14 protein-coding genes and 1 pseudogene are annotated in these 16,811 nt (G+C 62.6%); 12 read left to right on the top strand and 3 right to left on the bottom strand.

Going from position 1 to position 16,811, the window contains the following annotated elements; all coding sequences use genetic code 11:
- The first annotated feature begins 83 nt into the window (after window positions 1-83).
- Together NFJ07_RS04965 and NFJ07_RS04960 are read left to right on the top strand one after the other, a co-directional pair.
- Window positions 84-1,625: an ABC transporter permease gene (locus NFJ07_RS04965; RefSeq protein WP_269992921.1), complete on the top strand. Its 1,542-nt coding sequence runs from the start codon at window positions 84-86 to the stop codon at window positions 1,623-1,625.
- On the top strand, window positions 1,622-2,716 hold the full coding sequence (locus NFJ07_RS04960) for an ABC transporter permease (protein ID WP_269992920.1): 1,095 nt from the start codon (window positions 1,622-1,624) through the stop codon (window positions 2,714-2,716). Before NFJ07_RS04965 ends, NFJ07_RS04960 begins: the two co-directional genes overlap by 4 nt.
- A gap of 24 nt (window positions 2,717-2,740) precedes the next feature.
- Here NFJ07_RS04960 and NFJ07_RS04955 read toward each other — a convergent pair whose 3' ends face one another.
- Window positions 2,741-3,367 carry a PH domain-containing protein gene (locus NFJ07_RS04955; RefSeq protein WP_269992919.1) on the bottom strand — a complete coding sequence of 209 codons (627 nt, stop codon included), beginning with the start codon at window positions 3,365-3,367 and terminating at the stop codon, window positions 2,741-2,743.
- A 79-nt stretch (window positions 3,368-3,446) separates the two neighbouring features.
- On the opposite strand from NFJ07_RS04955, the gene NFJ07_RS04950 reads away from it, so the two are divergent.
- The 7 genes from NFJ07_RS04950 (at window position 3,447) to NFJ07_RS04920 (ending at window position 13,798) form a co-directional block, all read left to right on the top strand.
- Complete coding sequence (locus tag NFJ07_RS04950; protein WP_269992918.1) at window positions 3,447-5,294, top strand: ABC transporter ATP-binding protein; 1,848 nt, start codon at window positions 3,447-3,449, stop codon at window positions 5,292-5,294.
- Between the two features lie 425 nt (window positions 5,295-5,719).
- Window positions 5,720-7,402: a peptide ABC transporter substrate-binding protein gene (locus NFJ07_RS04945; RefSeq protein WP_269992917.1), complete on the top strand. Its 1,683-nt coding sequence runs from the start codon at window positions 5,720-5,722 to the stop codon at window positions 7,400-7,402.
- 133 nt (window positions 7,403-7,535) lie between these two features.
- Entirely contained in the window at window positions 7,536-8,465 is a 930-nt protein-coding gene (locus tag NFJ07_RS04940; protein ID WP_269992915.1) for an ABC transporter permease, read from the top strand.
- Window positions 8,466-8,472: 7 nt separating this feature from the next.
- Entirely contained in the window at window positions 8,473-9,423 is a 951-nt protein-coding gene (locus tag NFJ07_RS04935; protein WP_269992914.1) for an ABC transporter permease, read from the top strand.
- Window positions 9,424-9,434: 11 nt separating this feature from the next.
- The gene (locus tag NFJ07_RS04930) at window positions 9,435-11,147 is read left to right on the top strand and encodes a dipeptide ABC transporter ATP-binding protein (protein WP_269992913.1); all 1,713 of its coding nucleotides are present in this window, start codon (window positions 9,435-9,437) and stop codon (window positions 11,145-11,147) included.
- A 298-nt stretch (window positions 11,148-11,445) separates the two neighbouring features.
- A complete protein-coding gene (gene typA / locus NFJ07_RS04925) occupies window positions 11,446-13,374 on the top strand; it encodes a translational GTPase TypA (protein WP_269992912.1) in 1,929 nt (642 codons plus the stop codon).
- Between the two features lie 43 nt (window positions 13,375-13,417).
- A complete protein-coding gene (locus NFJ07_RS04920) occupies window positions 13,418-13,798 on the top strand; it encodes a hypothetical protein (protein ID WP_269992911.1) in 381 nt (126 codons plus the stop codon).
- Here the strand turns inward: NFJ07_RS04920 and NFJ07_RS04915 are convergent, their stop codons facing one another.
- Entirely contained in the window at window positions 13,799-14,305 is a 507-nt protein-coding gene (locus NFJ07_RS04915; protein WP_269992910.1) for a helix-turn-helix domain-containing protein, read from the bottom strand.
- A 24-nt stretch (window positions 14,306-14,329) separates the two neighbouring features.
- Here NFJ07_RS04915 and NFJ07_RS04910 point away from each other — a divergent pair, with 24 nt between their 5' ends.
- Together NFJ07_RS04910 and NFJ07_RS26020 are read left to right on the top strand one after the other, a co-directional pair.
- Window positions 14,330-15,685, top strand: a complete 1,356-nt coding sequence (locus NFJ07_RS04910) for an MFS transporter (RefSeq protein WP_269992909.1) — start codon at window positions 14,330-14,332, stop codon at window positions 15,683-15,685.
- A 104-nt stretch (window positions 15,686-15,789) separates the two neighbouring features.
- A pseudogene (locus NFJ07_RS26020) lies at window positions 15,790-16,023 on the top strand (type IV toxin-antitoxin system AbiEi family antitoxin domain-containing protein); the annotation flags it as partial.
- Between the two features lie 70 nt (window positions 16,024-16,093).
- Here the strand turns inward: NFJ07_RS26020 and NFJ07_RS04905 are convergent.
- Complete coding sequence (locus tag NFJ07_RS04905; protein WP_269992908.1) at window positions 16,094-16,336, bottom strand: putative acetyltransferase; 243 nt, start codon at window positions 16,334-16,336, stop codon at window positions 16,094-16,096.
- Window positions 16,337-16,473: 137 nt separating this feature from the next.
- Here NFJ07_RS04905 and fdxA point away from each other — a divergent pair, with 137 nt between their 5' ends.
- Window positions 16,474-16,800, top strand: a complete 327-nt coding sequence (fdxA, locus tag NFJ07_RS04900) for a ferredoxin (protein ID WP_018776555.1) — start codon at window positions 16,474-16,476, stop codon at window positions 16,798-16,800.
- The last annotated feature ends 11 nt before the right edge of the window (window positions 16,801-16,811 follow it).

Here is a 16,811-nt window from a genome sequence, read left to right as displayed (position 1 = left end):
TTCCCACAACCTCATCAAGGGAACGGGCACGATTCTGCGATGGGCGCCGGCGAACCCGGGCCTGGATTTCGAGGTTCCTCACCATGTTGACCTATATAGTCCGGCGGTTGGTTACCGCCGCATTCATTCTTCTCGGAGCATCGTTCCTGGTGTATCTCCTGACAGCGTCGTCCGGAGATCCCCTGGCAGAATTCCGAGCCAGCAGCGCGCCGAACCGGCAAGCGCTGATGGATGCCCGCATCGATCTGCTTGACCTGAACACACCGCCCCCATTGCGCTACTTCAAGTGGCTTGGCGGCGCGGCCCAATGTATTGTGCCTTTTGGAAACGCCTGCAACCTTGGCAAGAACATCGCTGGGCAGCCAATTACGGAGGCTCTTGGCTTTGCCCTGGTTCAAACGCTCACGCTCGTCACGGGCGCTACAGTCCTGGCCATCCTGATCGGCATTTCCCTCGGCATTGTCACAGCCCTCCGCCAGTACAGCGCGTTGGACTACGGCGTGACGTTCATGGCGTTCCTCTTCTTCTCCCTGCCGATCTTCTGGGTTGCCGTCCTCCTCAAGGAATTCGGCGCCATCGGCTTCAACGACTTCCTCCGAAATCCGGAAATACCGCCGACCGTGGCTTTGGGGATCGGTGCCGTTCTTGGCGTCATCGCCGCCGTGGTTGTCGGCGGAGCGGCCAAACGCAGGCTGATCGTCGGCGGTTCAGTCTTTGCGGCTGTCTCCCTGATCCTTTTCTACTTCTCCCTGACGCAATGGTTCCGCAATCCCGGTTTGGGCCCCGTCGTCATCGCCATTATTGGAGTGGGAATTGGCGTCGGAGTCACGGTATTGGTTTCAGGACTCAAGAACCGCAAGGCCCTCCAATCGAGCCTGATCGTGGTGGGCATCGGCGTGATCGCCTATTTCGCGGTCCAACCGTTGCTCAACGACGCGACCGGGCTCATGATTTTCCTGCTTGCCATCGCCACCATCCTTGTTGGCCTGGCGGTCGGGTACTTCATGGGCGGCTACGACCGCGGGCAGTCAATGCGTGCCGCCGCCATCACCGCCTTCCTGGTCGGAGCGCTCGTGGTCATGGACCGCTTCATGCAAGCGTGGCCGTCGTACTTCAATAACAGCAGGGTTCGTGGACGTCCCATCGCCACCATCGGAGCGGGAACGCCGAACATTCAGGGTGACTTCTGGATCATGTCCACCGACACGCTGACCCACCTCGTATTGCCCACGATCGCCCTCATCTTGGTCTCTTTGGCCAGCTATACGCGATTCACGCGCTCGTCGATGCTGGAAATCATGAACATGGACTACATCCGGACGGCGCGGGCAAAGGGCCTGAGCGAACGGTCCGTGATCATGGGGCACGCGTTCAGGAACGCGCTGATACCCATCGCGACGATCGTAGCGTTTGACATCGGCGCATTGATCGGTGGCGCAGTCATCACGGAATCGGTGTTTTCCGTCCGTGGCATGGGCTTCCTGTTCATCGACGGACTGCAACGCTCGGACGTGAACCCCGTTATGGGCGTCTTCCTGTGCGTCGCCATCACCGCAATGGTCTTCAACCTCGTAGCGGACCTCGCGTACTCCGCTCTCGACCCACGCGTAAGGATCAAAGCATGAGCCAGCCAACCCAAGAGGAAGAAATTCTGGCACAACAGGCGCTTGCTGAAGCCGCAGGCGCCGAGGCCGGCAGCGAAGCCACCGGTGGCCTCAGCCAAGGCCAGATTGTCCGCAAACGGTTCTTTGGCCACACCGGCGCCTTGATCGGGCTCGCAGTGTTTGCGGCGATCTTCCTGCTTGCTTTCACTTCCGTGGGTGCTTTTGGCATACCGGGGTGGTGGAAGTACAACCACACGGATGTTTCACCCCTCGTCAATGATGGTGTCCCCACATCGTCGTTGTGGCCCCTTGCCTGGGGAGAGCACCCGTTCGGCCAGGACCGGATTGGACGCGACCTGTTTGCCATGACCATGCGCGGCGCCCAACAGTCCATCACAGTCATGGTCCTGATCGGTGCCATCGCGGGCGCGGTTGGCGCAATCGTCGGAGGCCTTGCCGGTTATTTCCGCGGCTGGGTGGAAGCCGTCCTCATGCGCCTCACCGACGTCATCATCATCATCCCGGTGTTGCTCCTCGCGGCTGTGGTTGGCCAGATTGCCAACCGCAGGGATGAAGGCAGCTGGATTGCAAGCTTTGCTTCCAACAACGGCGTCGTCATTCTCGGCGTCTTCCTTGGCTTCGTTCTCTGGGTGGGCCTCGCCCGCCTGGTCCGCGGTGAGTTCCTGACCCTTCGGGAGCGGGAGTTCGTAGACGCCGCCAGGATCTCCGGAGCGTCAAACGCAAGGATCATCTTCAAACACATCCTCCCCAACGCCGTCGGCGTGCTGATCGTCAACGTGACGCTGACGATGTCCGCGGCGATCCTGTTGGAGACCGCCCTCAGCTACCTGGGCCTCGGCGTGAAGGCTCCCGACACCTCGTTGGGCCTGTTGGTTGCCCAGAACCAGGAAGCCTTCGCCACACGGCCGTGGCTGTTCTGGTTCCCCGGCCTGTTCATCATCCTCATCTGCTTGAGCATCAACTTCATCGGCGACGGCCTGCGGGACGCCTTCGATCCGCGGCAGAAGAAGTTCAAAGCCAAGAGCGCCGTCGAAACCTCAAGCCACTCGAGCACGACGGCGCCGGTTGCCGATGCCTCGAAAGGCAGCTGAGTGCTACCCGTCCGGGAAAACCTCCTAAAGGAAGACCGCCCAGTAACTGGCCGCGGCCAGGGCTACCGTGGCCGCTATCCGGAACCAAGCAACGGTCACGGTCACGGAAGCGTCCTCAGCCCGGCCGGGTTCTATGCGTCCGGCCTCCACGAGGTCCTGCCAGCGGGTGCGTACGAGGACTGCAGCGGCACCGGAATCGGTGTTCTTGAGGTCTCCGGGGCGAACCGAGCTGCCGGGGCCGTAGGTGGTGCCCGGGAGTCCTTTGAGGTGCTCGGGGCGGGCATTGCGCCCGCCCCAGATTCCCGGTGCGGGAGCAGCCCACGCCGGGTACTTCTTGCGAGGCGTCACGAGTGTGAGGGCGTAGCGGGTATCAACCTGCACCAGGGCGTCCCACGGAACTTCGATGGTCCGGTAGGGATTCTCCAGCGCGACGCCGGAATCCCGGACCACCACCACCGGGCGCCAGAAGAGCAACCAACCAAGGAACGCAACGAAGAGCAGGGGAGTGGTTCCCGGAAGGGCGCGCGGCCCGGCTGCCACGAGCGTAACAACCACTCCGAAAACCGCAACGGCCCAGCAGATCCAAGCAAACAGCTTGCTGGTGCGGGCCTTGAAGATTTCGACATTTCCGGCATACGGCTCTCTGCTCATGCCCCTAATAATTCAGGATTCCGGGCTACTTCACTAATCACCCCTTGGAGGGTGGCCCGGGTGGAAGGGAAGACCCAACATGACTGACAACGCCAGCCCCGAACCAGAGGCAACCCGGCTTGAGACTGCCTCGGACAAGACTGCGCCAGGGAGCGTGGTACTTGAAGTGCGCGATCTCAGCGTCGACTTTGGTGTGGACAAGAAATGGGTTCCTGCCGCCATCGGGCTGAACTACGAGGTCAGGGCCGGCGAGGTACTCGCGATCGTCGGTGAGTCCGGTTCCGGCAAGAGCGCCAGTTCCATGGCTCTGCTCGGCTTGCTGCCCAGCAACAGCCGCGTCCGGGGGAGTGTCAAGCTCTCGGGCAAGGAATTGCTGGGTGAAAAGTCAGGCAACATCCGGGAGGTCCGTGGCAAGGATGTCGCCGTGATCTTCCAGGAGCCCATGACCGCACTCAACCCTGTGTACACCGTGGGTGCGCAGATCGTGGAGACGCTCCGGCTACACAACTCGATCTCCCCTGATGAAGCCAGGCAGCGGGCCGTGCGCATGCTCGAGCTGGTGGAGCTGCCAGACCCGGAGAAGGCCTTCAAGTCTTATCCGCATCAGCTCTCCGGCGGCCAGCGGCAACGAGCCATGATCGCGCAGTCACTGTCCTGCGATCCCAAACTCCTGATCGCAGACGAACCCACCACTGCCTTGGACGTGACGGTCCAAGCCGAAATCCTGGATCTGATGCGCAACCTGCGCAACAAGCTGGACAGCGCCATCGTCCTGATCACGCACGACATGGGCGTGGTGGCCGACCTCGCCGATCGTATTGCCGTGATGCGCAAGGGCGTCATCGTGGAGAGCGGCACTGCGCAACAGATCTTCAGCAACCCGCAGCACGAATACACGCAGGCTCTTCTGGCCGCTGTTCCCCACCTGGGACAGGGGGCGGACAGCACCGACGTCGACGTCACCGCGGCATTGGCCGCCGCAACCCACACCGAGCTGGAATCGGTCGATCACGATGAGCTGGTCCGCCGTGAACGCGAGAACCAGGCTGCATTGAAGGCAGCGGCGGAAGAAGCAGCCAAGCCCAGGGGTGAACCGGTCCTTGAGCTGGTCGACGTGGCCATCGAGTACCCCAAGCAGGGGCGGGTTCCCGCGTTCCGCGCTGTCGAGGGAGCCAACCTCGTGATCTACCCCGGCCAGGTGGTAGGCCTTGTTGGGGAGTCCGGTTCGGGCAAAACGACCATTGGACGCGCCGCCGTCGGGCTCTTGCCTGTAGCCGCCGGCAGCATGCGCGTGGTGGGGCAGGACATTTCCGCGGCAAAACGGAATGGAAAGCAACTGCACGAAGTGCGGCGCGACATCGGCATGGTATTCCAGGATCCGTCGTCGTCGTTGAACCCGCGGCTGCCCATCGGTGAAAGCATCGGCGAGCCGATGTTCCTTGCCGGGGTCGCGAAGGGCGTCAACCTGCAGAAACGGATTGAGACCCTTCTGGACCAGGTGGAACTGCCGCGCGGCTACCGCAACCGGTATCCGCATGAATTGTCAGGCGGCCAGAAGCAGCGCGTCGGCATTGCCCGGGCGCTGTCCCTGCAGCCCAAGCTCATGGTCGCGGATGAGCCGACGTCGGCGCTGGACGTTTCGGTGCAGGCAAAGGTCCTGGAACTCTTCCAGAACCTGCAGAGGGAGCTGGGATTCGCGTGCTTGTTCGTCACGCACGACCTCGCCGTGGTTGATGTGCTCGCGGACCGGATCTGCGTGATGCAGCGCGGCCGGATCGTGGAGCAGGGCACCCGGGAGCAGATCCTTCGCAATCCGCAGGAGCCCTACACGCAGAGGCTGCTGGCCGCAGTGCCGCTTCCGGATCCTGAGAAGCAGCGCGAGCGTCGGGAACTGCGCGCCCAGCTCATGGCGGCCGGCATCGAGTAGCAACCCGGAGGCATTCCGAGCGGCATGAACTGGCTGTCGCAACCGCAAAAGAGTCTCCGTCGCCATGGGCGGCGGGGGCTCTTTTTCGTGGTCATCTGGGGCACTGTGTCTGCCTGGTGCACCCCTTTGGGGTGCCCTAAAAAGCCCTGGTTTCCGGGGAAAAACAGGGATCAGGCATGTCGAGTGTAGCAAGGGAACGCCCATTACGTGAAGTGACCGCTTCATTTACTTGAAATGACTGCTTCATTACTAAAACTGTCACATGCATACTTGCCCCAAGGGTGCCAATGGGATTCCACATTTCGGACAAGGTGTGGTTAGGATTACACATCCATGTAGGCCGCGTCACAGGATAATTCTGTGCCTGGCCCCGGGGGCAGCCATGAGTTGCCCCGACTCATCCCCCTGAATCCATAGGAGGCGGAATGCGTTTTTCGCGCACTTCCAAAGCTCTTGGCTTGCTGGCAGTCGCCGCACTTGCCCTCACCGGATGCGGCAGCGCTGGCTCCGGAAGCAGTGGCCAGACCGCTGCCGGCGATCCGAACAAAATCATCACCGCATACAGCAATGAACCCCAGCACCCCCTGCTGCCGTCCAACACCAACGAGGTGTACGGTGGCCGCGTTGTCGACCTCCTGTTCGAAGGCCTGACCAGCTACGACGCAAACGGCAAGTCCGTGAACGCCCTCGCCCAGTCCATTGACACGAGCGACGGCCAGAACTACACCATCAAGGTCAAGAGCGGCGCCAAGTTCACCAACGGCGAGGCAGTAACTGCCAAGAGCTTTGTTGACGCTTGGAACTTCGCAGCCCTGAGCACCAACGCCCAGGCCAGCAGCAGCTTCTTCGAGTCCATCGAAGGCTACGATGCTGTCAGCGCCACCAAGAAGGTGACCGGCGCGGACGGCAAGTCCACTTCGACTCCCGCGCCGACCGCCCAGACGATGTCCGGCCTGGTGCTGAAGGACGATTCGACCATCACGGTCAAGCTGGCCCAGCCCGAAGCCGACTGGCCGCAGCGCCTCGGTTACTCAGCCTTCATGCCGCTTCCGTCCGACGCCCTCAAGGACCCGAAGGCGTTCGGCGAAAACCCCATCGGCAACGGCCCGTACAAGATGGCCGCCAAGGGCGCATGGCAGCACGACAGCCAGATCGCCCTCGTCAAGAACGCCGACTACCAGGGTACCCGTACCCCCAAGAACGGTGGCGTGACGTTCAAGTTCTACACCGATCCGGCACCCGCCTATACCGACATCCAGGCCAACAACCTGGACGTTACCGACGTCCTGCCGACGAACGCCCTGAAGACCTACACCACGGACTTCCCGGACCACAACCTGAACAAGGCTTACGCCGGCAACGCAACGCTCAACATCCCGAACTACCTGCCTGAGTTCCAGGGAGACGCCGGCAAGCTTCGCCGCCAAGCCATCTCCATGGCGATCAACCGCGACGAAATCACCAAGGTCGTATTCAACGGCACCCGCATTGCGGCCAAGGACTTCACGTCTCCTTCCGTTGACGGCTACAACGCCAACGTGGCGGGCTCCGATGTCCTGAAGTTCGACGCCGCGAAGGCGAAGGACCTGTGGGCCAAGGCAGATGCCATGAGCCCATGGCCGGCCGGCAAGGTGCTGCAGCTCGCCTACAACACCGACGGCGGAAACAAAGAATGGATCGACGCCGTTGCCAACAACCTGAAGAACAACCTTGGCATCCAGGCAGAAGGCCAGCCGTTCGCCAAGTTCGCCGAGATCCTGAACCTCCGCAAGGCCAAGACCCTGCCAGGCTTCACCCGCGCAGGCTGGCAGGCTGACTACCCGTCGCTGTTCAACTTCCTCGGCCCGGTGCTGCAGACCGGTGCAAGTGCGAACTACGAGGGTTACAGCAACCCGGACTTCGACAAGCTGCTGAAGGAAGGCCTGGCCTCGAAGTCCACGGACGACGCCAACAAGAAGTTCACCCAGGCACAGGAAATCCTCTTCAAGGACCTTCCGAACCTGCCCCTGTGGTACCAGGCACGCCAGGCTGTATGGAGCCAGAACGTTACCAACGTTGACTCCGGCTGGAACGGCGTCTTGCTCTACTACAACATCACCGCAAAGTAGTCCTACTGGACTTGTTCCAAGCTCGTTAGCGTATGGGGGTCCGGCCACAAACCGGGCCCCCATGCCTTGATTCGGCACGAAAGCTGTCCCTTATGAATCCCCATAATTTCAAGAGCGCCCAGGAACCGTTGCTGTGACCCAGTACATCCTCCGGCGTTTGCTGCAGGTCATTCCCGTGTTCCTGGGAACCACCCTGCTCGTGTACTTCATGGTCTTTGCCCTCCCGGGCGACCCCATCCGCGCCTTGTTCGGCGACCGGCCGCCCAGCGAGGCTGTCATTGCCGCACTGCGCCAGCAATACAACCTCGACCAGCCGTTCTGGGTCCAGTACGGACTGTTCCTCAAGAACCTCTTCACGTTCAACCTCGGGGTGGACTTCACCGGCCAGCCAATCGCCGCGACGCTTGGCCGCGTTTTCCCGGTCACCGCCATGCTCGCCGTCGAAGCCCTTGCCATCCAGGCTGTCTTCGGTGTGGCCTTCGGCTTGATTGCCGGCCTGCGCAAGGGAAAGATCTTCGACTCCACAGTGCTGGTTGCCTCCCTCGTGGTCATTGCCGTCCCCACGTTCGTCCTGGGCTTCGTGCTTCAGCTCGTCGTTGGCGTGCAGCTCGGCTGGGCCAAGCCGACCGTTGGATCCAATGCGGATTGGGGCACCCTGATCCTTCCGGCCGCGGTCCTTGGCCTCGTGTCCTTTGCCTACGTGCTGCGCCTGACCCGGGCCTCGGTCATCGAAAACATGAACGCCGACTACGTCCGCACCGCAACCGCAAAAGGCCTCTCCCGCCCCCGCGTGGTCCTGGCACACATCCTGCGAAACTCCATGATTCCCGTGGTCACCTACCTGGGCGCGAACCTGGGTGGCTTGATGGGCGGCGCGATCGTCACCGAAGGCATTTTCAACGTGCCCGGCGTCGGCCAAAAGCTCTACCAAGCAGTGATCCGCAGCGAAGGCCCCACCGTCGTCGCCATTGTGAGCGTGCTGGTACTGGTCTTCGTTGCCGCCAACCTGTTGGTCGACCTCCTCTACGCCTGGCTTGACCCCAGGATTCGCTATGAAAAGTAGATCCGATATGAAAAGTAACCGTCAGATCGAGCACTACGTTGCCCCTATCGACGAGACACCGCTGCTGGCGACCGATACCCTCAAGGTCGACGCAGCACCCCTGAGCCTGTGGGCGGATGCCTGGCGGAAGCTCCGCCGTCGGCCGCTCTTCATTATCTCGGCGCTCATGATTCTGCTGCTCCTCGTCGTCGCGTTCTTCCCGGGCCTGTTCACGCAGACACCCCCGAACGACAACTGCCAGCTGGGAGACTCCCTCGCGGGCCCCTCGGCCGGCCATCCGCTGGGCTTCACCTTCCAGGGCTGCGATATCTACTCGCGCGTCATCCACGGCACGCAGGCATCCTTGACCGTCGGCGTCGTCTCCGTGATCTTCGTCCTGATCATCGGAGTTACGCTCGGCGCGCTGGCAGGCTTCTTCGGCGGCTGGGTGGACACCGTCATTGCCCGCATTGGCGACATCTTCTTCGCCCTTCCTTTGGTGCTTGGCGCGCTGGTAGTTACCCAGCTCCCCTTCTTCCGTGAGAACAAGAGCGTCTTCACGGTGGTCATGGTCATTGTGATGCTCGGTTGGCCTCAAATGGCCCGTATCACCCGCGGTGCCGTGATTGAGGTCCGCAACGCGGATTTCGTCACTGCCGCGCGCTCGCTCGGTGTCTCCAAGATCGGCACGCTGGTCCGGCACGTCGTTCCGAACGCCCTCGCGCCGATCATCGTCCTGGCAACCATGGAGCTTGGCGTCTTCATCGTGACGGAGGCAACGCTGTCCTTCCTCGGCATCGGCCTGCCCGGCAGCATCATGTCCTGGGGTAACGACATTTCCGCGGCGAAGGACACGTTGCGCACCAACCCCGAGGTGCTGATGTTCCCCGCAACCGCACTGTCCATCACGGTCCTGAGCTTCATCATGCTTGGCGACGCGCTGCGTGACGCCCTTGATCCCAAGAGCCGCAAGCGATGAAGGAGGCAATCATGTCAACGTCCAACATCACCATCGACGAAGCCGGAACCGAAGAGCGTCCGCTCCTGGAAATCCGGGACCTCGCTATCTCATTCCAGACGGCGAGCGGCGAATTCCAGGCCGTCAAGAACGCGCACCTGACCATCATGCCCGGCGAGACCGTCGCCATTGTGGGTGAGTCCGGTTCGGGAAAGTCGACGACGGCGCTCGCCGCCATTGGTCTCTTGCCGGAGAACGGCAGGGTTTCCAGCGGGCAGATCCTGCTCGACGGCGAGGACATCTCCCATGCCCCGGAACGGCGCATGATCGAGCTGCGCGGCAACACGATCGGCATGGTTCCGCAGGATCCGATGTCCAACCTCAACCCGGTCTGGAAGATCGGCTACCAGGTCCGCGAGACACTGCGCGCCAACGGCAAGCCCAGCGGTCCCGCCGACGTCGCCCGCGTCCTGGGGGAAGCCGGTTTGCCGGACTCCGCACGCCGTGCCAAGCAGTACCCGCACGAATTCTCCGGCGGCATGCGCCAGCGGGCCCTGATCGCCATCGGCCTGTCTTGCCAGCCGCGGCTCCTGATCGCCGATGAGCCGACGTCGGCCCTGGACGTGACGGTGCAGCGGCAGATCCTGGACCACCTCGAAACCATGACGGCGGAGCTCGGCACGGCCGTCTTGCTCATCACCCACGATCTTGGCCTTGCTGCCGAACGTGCGGACAAAGTGGTGGTCATGTACCGCGGCAACGTGGTGGAGGCCGGTCCTTCCCTCGAATTGCTCCGTAACGCGCAGCACCCCTACACCCAGCGGTTGGTGGCCTCGGCGCCATCCCTGGCCTCCCGGAGGATCCAGGCCGCCAAGGCCGAAGGAATCCAGACGGAAGAACTCCTGGCGCCCACCGAAACTGTGGTCGAAAAGGCGTTGTCCGAGGACGTCCTGAAGGTCGAGAGCCTCAGCAAGGTCTTCAAGCTCCGCTCCGGCGTCGGCAAGGCCACGGACTTCAAAGCGGTGGACAACGTCTCGTTCAACGTCAAACGCGGGACGACGACGGCGATCGTGGGGGAGTCGGGTTCCGGCAAGTCCACGGTGGCCCAGATGGTCCTCAACCTGCTCGCACCGACGTCGGGGCGGATCGTGTTCGACGGAGTGGACACCTCCACCTTGAACAGCCGGGAGATCTTCAAGTTCCGGCGCCGCGTCCAGCCGATCTTCCAGGACCCGTACGGTTCGCTCGACCCGATGTACAACATCTTCAGGACCATCGAGGAACCGCTCCGGACCCACAAGATCGGTGACAAGGTCAGCCGCGAGAAGAAGGTCCGGGAACTCCTGGACCAGGTGGCGCTGCCCCAGTCCACCATGCAGCGGTATCCGAACGAGCTCTCCGGCGGACAAAGGCAGCGCGTCGCGATCGCGCGGGCACTGGCCCTGGACCCCGAAGTGATCATTTGCGACGAGGCGGTCTCCGCCCTGGACGTTTTGGTGCAGGCCCAGGTGCTGAACCTTCTGGCCGAGCTGCAGTCCAATCTTGGACTGACCTACCTGTTCATCACGCACGACCTCGCCGTTGTGCGGCAGATCGCCGACCATGTCTGCGTGATGCAGAAGGGCAAGCTCGTGGAAACGGGCAGCACTGACGAGGTCTTCGACTCGCCGCAGCAGGACTACACCAGGGCGCTGCTCCACGCGATCCCGGGTGCCAGCCTGATGCTGCCGCCCGTAGTGGCCTGACCCGGCGTCGCAAGCGTCCGCTCAATGCCTTTTAGGCGAGCAAAAGAGCCGGTACCACTTCCGTGGGGGGAAGTGGTCCCGGCTCTTTTGCGACTTCCCGCGGATGGTCCGGAACTCGTCGTCGAATGTGATGAAGGGCACAATTCGGCAGCGTTGGGGTGATTTTTAGGCCAATAAATACCACAGCGTTTAGACTCTAGGAAGGTGCCCTGTGTCAAAGGGTCTAATCCGTCGTGCGTTCCGGTTGGAAATGTCGCGATACAACAGCTGACTTCACCACTGAATCGAGCCATTACGCATGTCTGAAACCACCACCAACACCGCCGCGGCCACTGCATCGCGCAGTGATCTGCGCAACGTCGCGATTGTGGCCCACGTTGACCACGGCAAGACCACCCTGGTCGACGCCATGCTCAAGCAGACCAACTCCTTCGCCGAGCACAACCACCTGGAAGACCGCGTCATGGACTCCGGTGACCTGGAGCGCGAAAAGGGCATCACCATCCTCGCCAAGAACACCACGGTTGCCTACAACGGCCCGTCGTCCAATGGCGAGACCATCACCATCAACGTGATCGACACCCCCGGCCACGCCGACTTCGGTGGCGAGGTGGAGCGCGGCCTGTCCATGGTTGACGGCGTTGTCCTCCTCGTTGACGCTTCCGAAGGTCCGCTGCCGCAGACCCGCTTCGTGCTCCGCAAGGCCCTTGCCGCGCACCTGCCCGTCATCCTGCTGGTCAACAAGACCGACCGCCCCGACGCCCGCATCGACGAAGTTGTCCACGAGTCCATGGACCTGCTCCTTGGCCTGGCCTCCGACCTCGCGGACGAAGTTCCGGACCTGGACCTGGACAAGATCCTGGAAGTACCCGTGGTCTACGCCGCAGCCAAGGTTGGCCGCGCCTCCCTGGACCAGCCGGCCGACGGCTCGGCACCGGAGAACGAGGACCTCGAACCCCTCTTCAAGACGATCATCGAGCACATCCCGGCTCCGACCTACAACCCGAACGGTGTCCTGCAGGCGCACGTCACCAACCTGGACGCTTCCCCGTTCCTCGGCCGCCTCGCACTGCTGCGCATCTACAACGGCACCCTCCGCAAGGGCCAGACCGTTGCCTGGGCGCGTGCCAACGGCGAACTGAAGAACGTCAAGATCACCGAGCTCCTGGCCACCAAGGCTCTCGACCGCGTTCCGACCGACTCCGCCGGTCCGGGCGAGATCGTGGCTGTTGCCGGTATCGAGGAAATCACCATTGGTGAGACCCTGACCGACGCCGAGAACCCGCAGCCGCTGCCCCTCATCACGGTGGATGACCCCGCGATCTCCATGACCATCGGTATCAACACCTCGCCGCTGGCCGGCAAGGTCAAGGGCGCCAAGGTCACGGCCCGCCAGGTGAAGGATCGCCTGGACAAGGAACTGATCGGTAACGTCTCCATCAAGGTCCTGCCCACCGAGCGTCCGGATGCTTGGGAAGTCCAGGGCCGTGGCGAGCTTGCGCTGGCCATCCTCGTGGAGCAGATGCGACGTGAAGGCTTCGAGCTGACTGTCGGCAAGCCGCAGGTTGTCACCCGGACCATCGACGGCAAGATCCACGAGCCGATGGAACACATGACTATCGACGTGCCCGAAGAGTACCTCGGTGCGGTCACCCAGCTCATGGCCGCCCGCAAGGGCCGCATGACCAACATGGCCAACCACGGTACGGGCTGGTGCCGCATGGAATTCATCGTTCCGGCACGTGGCCTCATCGGCTTCCGCACCAAGTTCCTCACGGACACCCGTGGCGCCGGCATCGCTTCCTCGATCTCCGAAGGCTACGAGCCGTGGGCCGGCCCCATCGAATACCGCACCAACGGTTCGATGGTTGCCGACCGCGCCGGCGTGGTCACCCCCTTCGCCATGATCAACCTGCAGGAACGCGGCTCCTTCTTCGTGAAGCCCACGTCCGAGGTCTACGAAGGCATGATCGTCGGCGAGAACTCGCGCGCCGACGACATGGACGTAAACATCACAAAGGAAAAGAAGCTCACCAACATGCGTGCTGCTTCCTCCGACACCTTCGAGAACCTGACGCCGCCGCGCGACCTGACCCTCGAAGAGTCCCTCGAATTCGCTCGCGAAGACGAGTGCGTTGAGGTGACCCCGGACTCCATCCGCATCCGTAAGGTGATCCTGGACGCCAACGAGCGTGCCAAGGCTACCCGCGCCCGCGCCAAAGTCTGATCCTGCGCTGATTGCGTACTGACGCACTGAACGGACTGACGCATTGAATAAGGGAGCCACCGGAACAGCACGCGGTATTGCCGCTGCTGTTCCGGTGGCTCTTTTTGCTGCCCTTGCAGGCACCGCTCTGCACCGGCAGACCCTCCTCGTTGCCGGCGTCGACGTCTATTGGGGCACCGCAGCGGCATTGCTCCTGCTCGCGTCCCTCCAGCTCCTGCTGGGCGCGTGGTCGCGGTCTTTGCTCCCGACGGCGGTAGTGGGCATTGTTTGTTACGCAGCTCTCGGTGCGCTTATTTCAGCGGGATCCGGCAAGGCGTTGATCGTCGCCGACGTCCCCGGCAATGTGTGGGTCTACGGGAGCGCGGGTGTGACCCTCGTGATGCTCCTGTGGTGCCTGCGCTACAGGCGCCCGCCCCGCGGCTAGCTAGTCTGCGCTTGGGTCCCGGTGGTGGGCGATCAAAAGCGAGGTGGCCTCGCCGTCGTCGTCTGCCGGAAGACGCATGTATTCCTCGACGACGGCCCGCAGCTTGCCCATCATTTCCTGCTGCCGTGCGGCGTTGAACTTCACGCCAAGCCGCCAGACGTCGATGTCCTCTGGTGCGAGTCCGCGGGTCTCCTGGACGAAGGTTTCGATCAGGACCGGGGAAATATCGTCGACGGGGGTGCTCCACGAGGTGCGGGTGGCGATGTACGGCACTTCCTTGGCGCCCCGCTTTCCCTTCCGGCCTTCCTGCGGCACGAGAAAGCCCGTGCGGACCAAGGTCCGGACATGGTGGAGGCTCGACGCCGGATTGATGTCCAATAGCCCGGCAATCTCTTTGTTGGTGCGCGCGTGGTGCAGGCAGAGCCGGAGAATCCTTAGGCGCAGGGGCGAACTCAAGGCGCGACCCTTGGCCACCAGGTCGCCGTCCTCCCGCTCTTGTTCCGTCATGGTGGCCAGTGTAGCCATCCATGAGTGATTGACATATACCAATCACTGCAGCAGACTGGGCGCGTGAATGCCGGGACCACTGATAACGCTCAGCAAGCTGACACGGTTCATCAGACTGACACAGCCCAGCAACCGGGCTCGCTGTGGCGGGACCGGAACTTCATCACCTTCTGGTCGGGTCAGGCCGTCAGCCAGCTCGGGGCGCAACTGGGGCAATTGGCGTTTCCCGTCCTCGCGGTGACTTTGCTCGGCGCCAGCGAGTTCGAGGTTGGCGCACTCAATGCCGCCAGCCTTGCGGCCTTCCTGCTGATCGGTTTGCCGGCGGGAGCCTGGGTGGACCGCTGGCTCAAGCGTCGCACCATGATTGTGGCGGACCTGGTCCGGACCGCGGCTATGGCGACCGTACCAATCCTCTGGTGGGCCGGCATCCTTCAGATCTGGCACTTGTACGCCGTAGCCGCCGTCGTCGGGGCTGCAACGGTCTTCTTCGACGTTTCCTACCAGAGCTATGTGCCTGTGCTCGTGGATGCGTTGAAAGTGCCGCAGGCCAACTCCAAGCTGGAAGCCACCTCCCAGATCGCGCGGATCGGCGGTCCTGCCGCGGGCGGTGCGTTGCTGGCGATCGTGTCCGCCCCGGTGCTGTTCGTCGGGGAGGCAGTTGGTTATCTGGCGTCGGCCGTCTTCCTGTTCGGAACGCGCGATGCGGAACGGCCCATGGCCGCCAAGGATCGGCAGCCGCTAGCAAGCGAAATCAAGGAAGGCCTGGTCTTCGTGGTCAGGCATCCGTTGATCAGCAGGATTGTGGCCTGCACGGGCAGGGTCAACTTCTTCACCACCCTTGTCTTCACTCTGATGCCGGTACTGGTGCTCCGTGAACTGGAACTCGGTCCGGAGGGCATGGGCCTCATCATGGCGGTTGGGGCCGTCGGCGGACTGATGGGAGCGCTTGCCGCGCCTAGGTTCGCGGCCTGGATCGGCGAGGGGACCGTCATTCCCGTGGCGTCGATGATCAGCTCGCTCTTCCTCCTCCTGGTTCCGTTGTGCGTGCTGGCCCCCGAACGATGGATGTCCCTGGTGATGCTCATCGTCTCCGAGTTTGGGTTCGCTTTCGGAGTCTTGGTGTACAACATCATGCAGCTGAGCATGAGGCAGCGCGTGTGTCCGCCCAGGCTCCTGGGGCGCATGAATGCTTCCATCCGCTTTGTGGTGTGGGGAGTCATGCCGATCGCTGCCCTTGCCTCAGGTCTCCTGGCCGAGAACCTTGGCCTCGTCCCGACACTCTGGATCGGCTTGGGCGGAAGCATTGTTTTTGTTGCGCCTGTGCTGTTCTCCCCGCTTTGGGGAATGCGCAGGCTGCCGGACGAGGTGCATGGCGCCTGACCTCCTTGGGACATGCCCCTCCTTGGCCCGCAGCGCTGGACATAATGGCAACATGCGTACGGATCAGCGACTAGGGAGCGCATGCTCATTGGTCATTGCGGAACATGCGCAGTGCTAAGAGCCAGGGCTGGACAGAAAGTTGTCCACATATGGCAACTCGCAACTTCCGTGCGGTGCTCACGGCGCGGGACGATGGCGGCATGGTGAACATCAGTGAGGTCATTTCAGAGTACGACGGCGTGGCGCGGGCTAAGCATCTCGCTGCGGCTGGGGTGTCCGATTTTCAGCTGAAGGCCGCGATGGCCAGAGGCCTGGTCGCCCGGGTGGCTCGCGGTGTCTACGCCCGACCGGGCGCGAATCCAACGCTGGTCGGTGCAGGCGGTGGGTGGGGGCAGTTGGAGTGCGGGGTTACTCGCGGGCTGTGCGCGCACCCCGGCGTGGCGGCGGAGGGGGGACCTCTTTTGCCGCCACTACAAGGGCCAGCGGGATCTCGACGTCGGACTGTCGGGTACGGATGGTGCAGGCACCGTCGGTGACGGAGAGCAAGTAGCCGAGGGCATCGGTGAAGCCGTTTTCCAGCCGGTATCGGACAACTACACGTGTTCCGGAGATGGTGTTGAGCAGGAAATCCTGGGGCCGGGGCAAGGTCACCTGTTCATACTATGACGCCCTGTAGTTTGGTAAGTTCCGGCTAGGGGATAATAGGGCTACAGAATTCGATGTACCGGCCACAGGGCCGGTGGTACTACCCGGGAATTGTCCGGGACAACTGTGGAGAGGCAAGGGACGTGACCTACGTAATCGCGCAGCCGTGTGTGGACGTCAAGGACAAGGCGTGTATTGAAGAATGCCCTGTTGACTGCATCTACGAAGGCGAACGTTCCCTCTATATCCACCCGGATGAGTGCGTGGACTGCGGAGCTTGCGAACCCGTGTGCCCGGTGGAAGCGATCTACTACGAGGACGACACCCCGGAGGAATGGGCCGACTACTACAAGGCCAATGTCGAGTTCTTCGATGACCTTGGCTCCCCAGGCGGAGCTGCCAAGATCGGCAACACCGGCAAGGACCACCCCTTCATCGCCGCGCTGCCTCCGCAGAACCAAGACCACTAAGAACGGTTGCT

It is taken from the genome of Arthrobacter sp. B2a2-09 (assembly GCF_027587375.1).
GTDB lineage: Bacteria > Actinomycetota > Actinomycetes > Actinomycetales > Micrococcaceae > Arthrobacter.
This window is presented reverse-complemented; position numbering and strand designations above follow the sequence as displayed.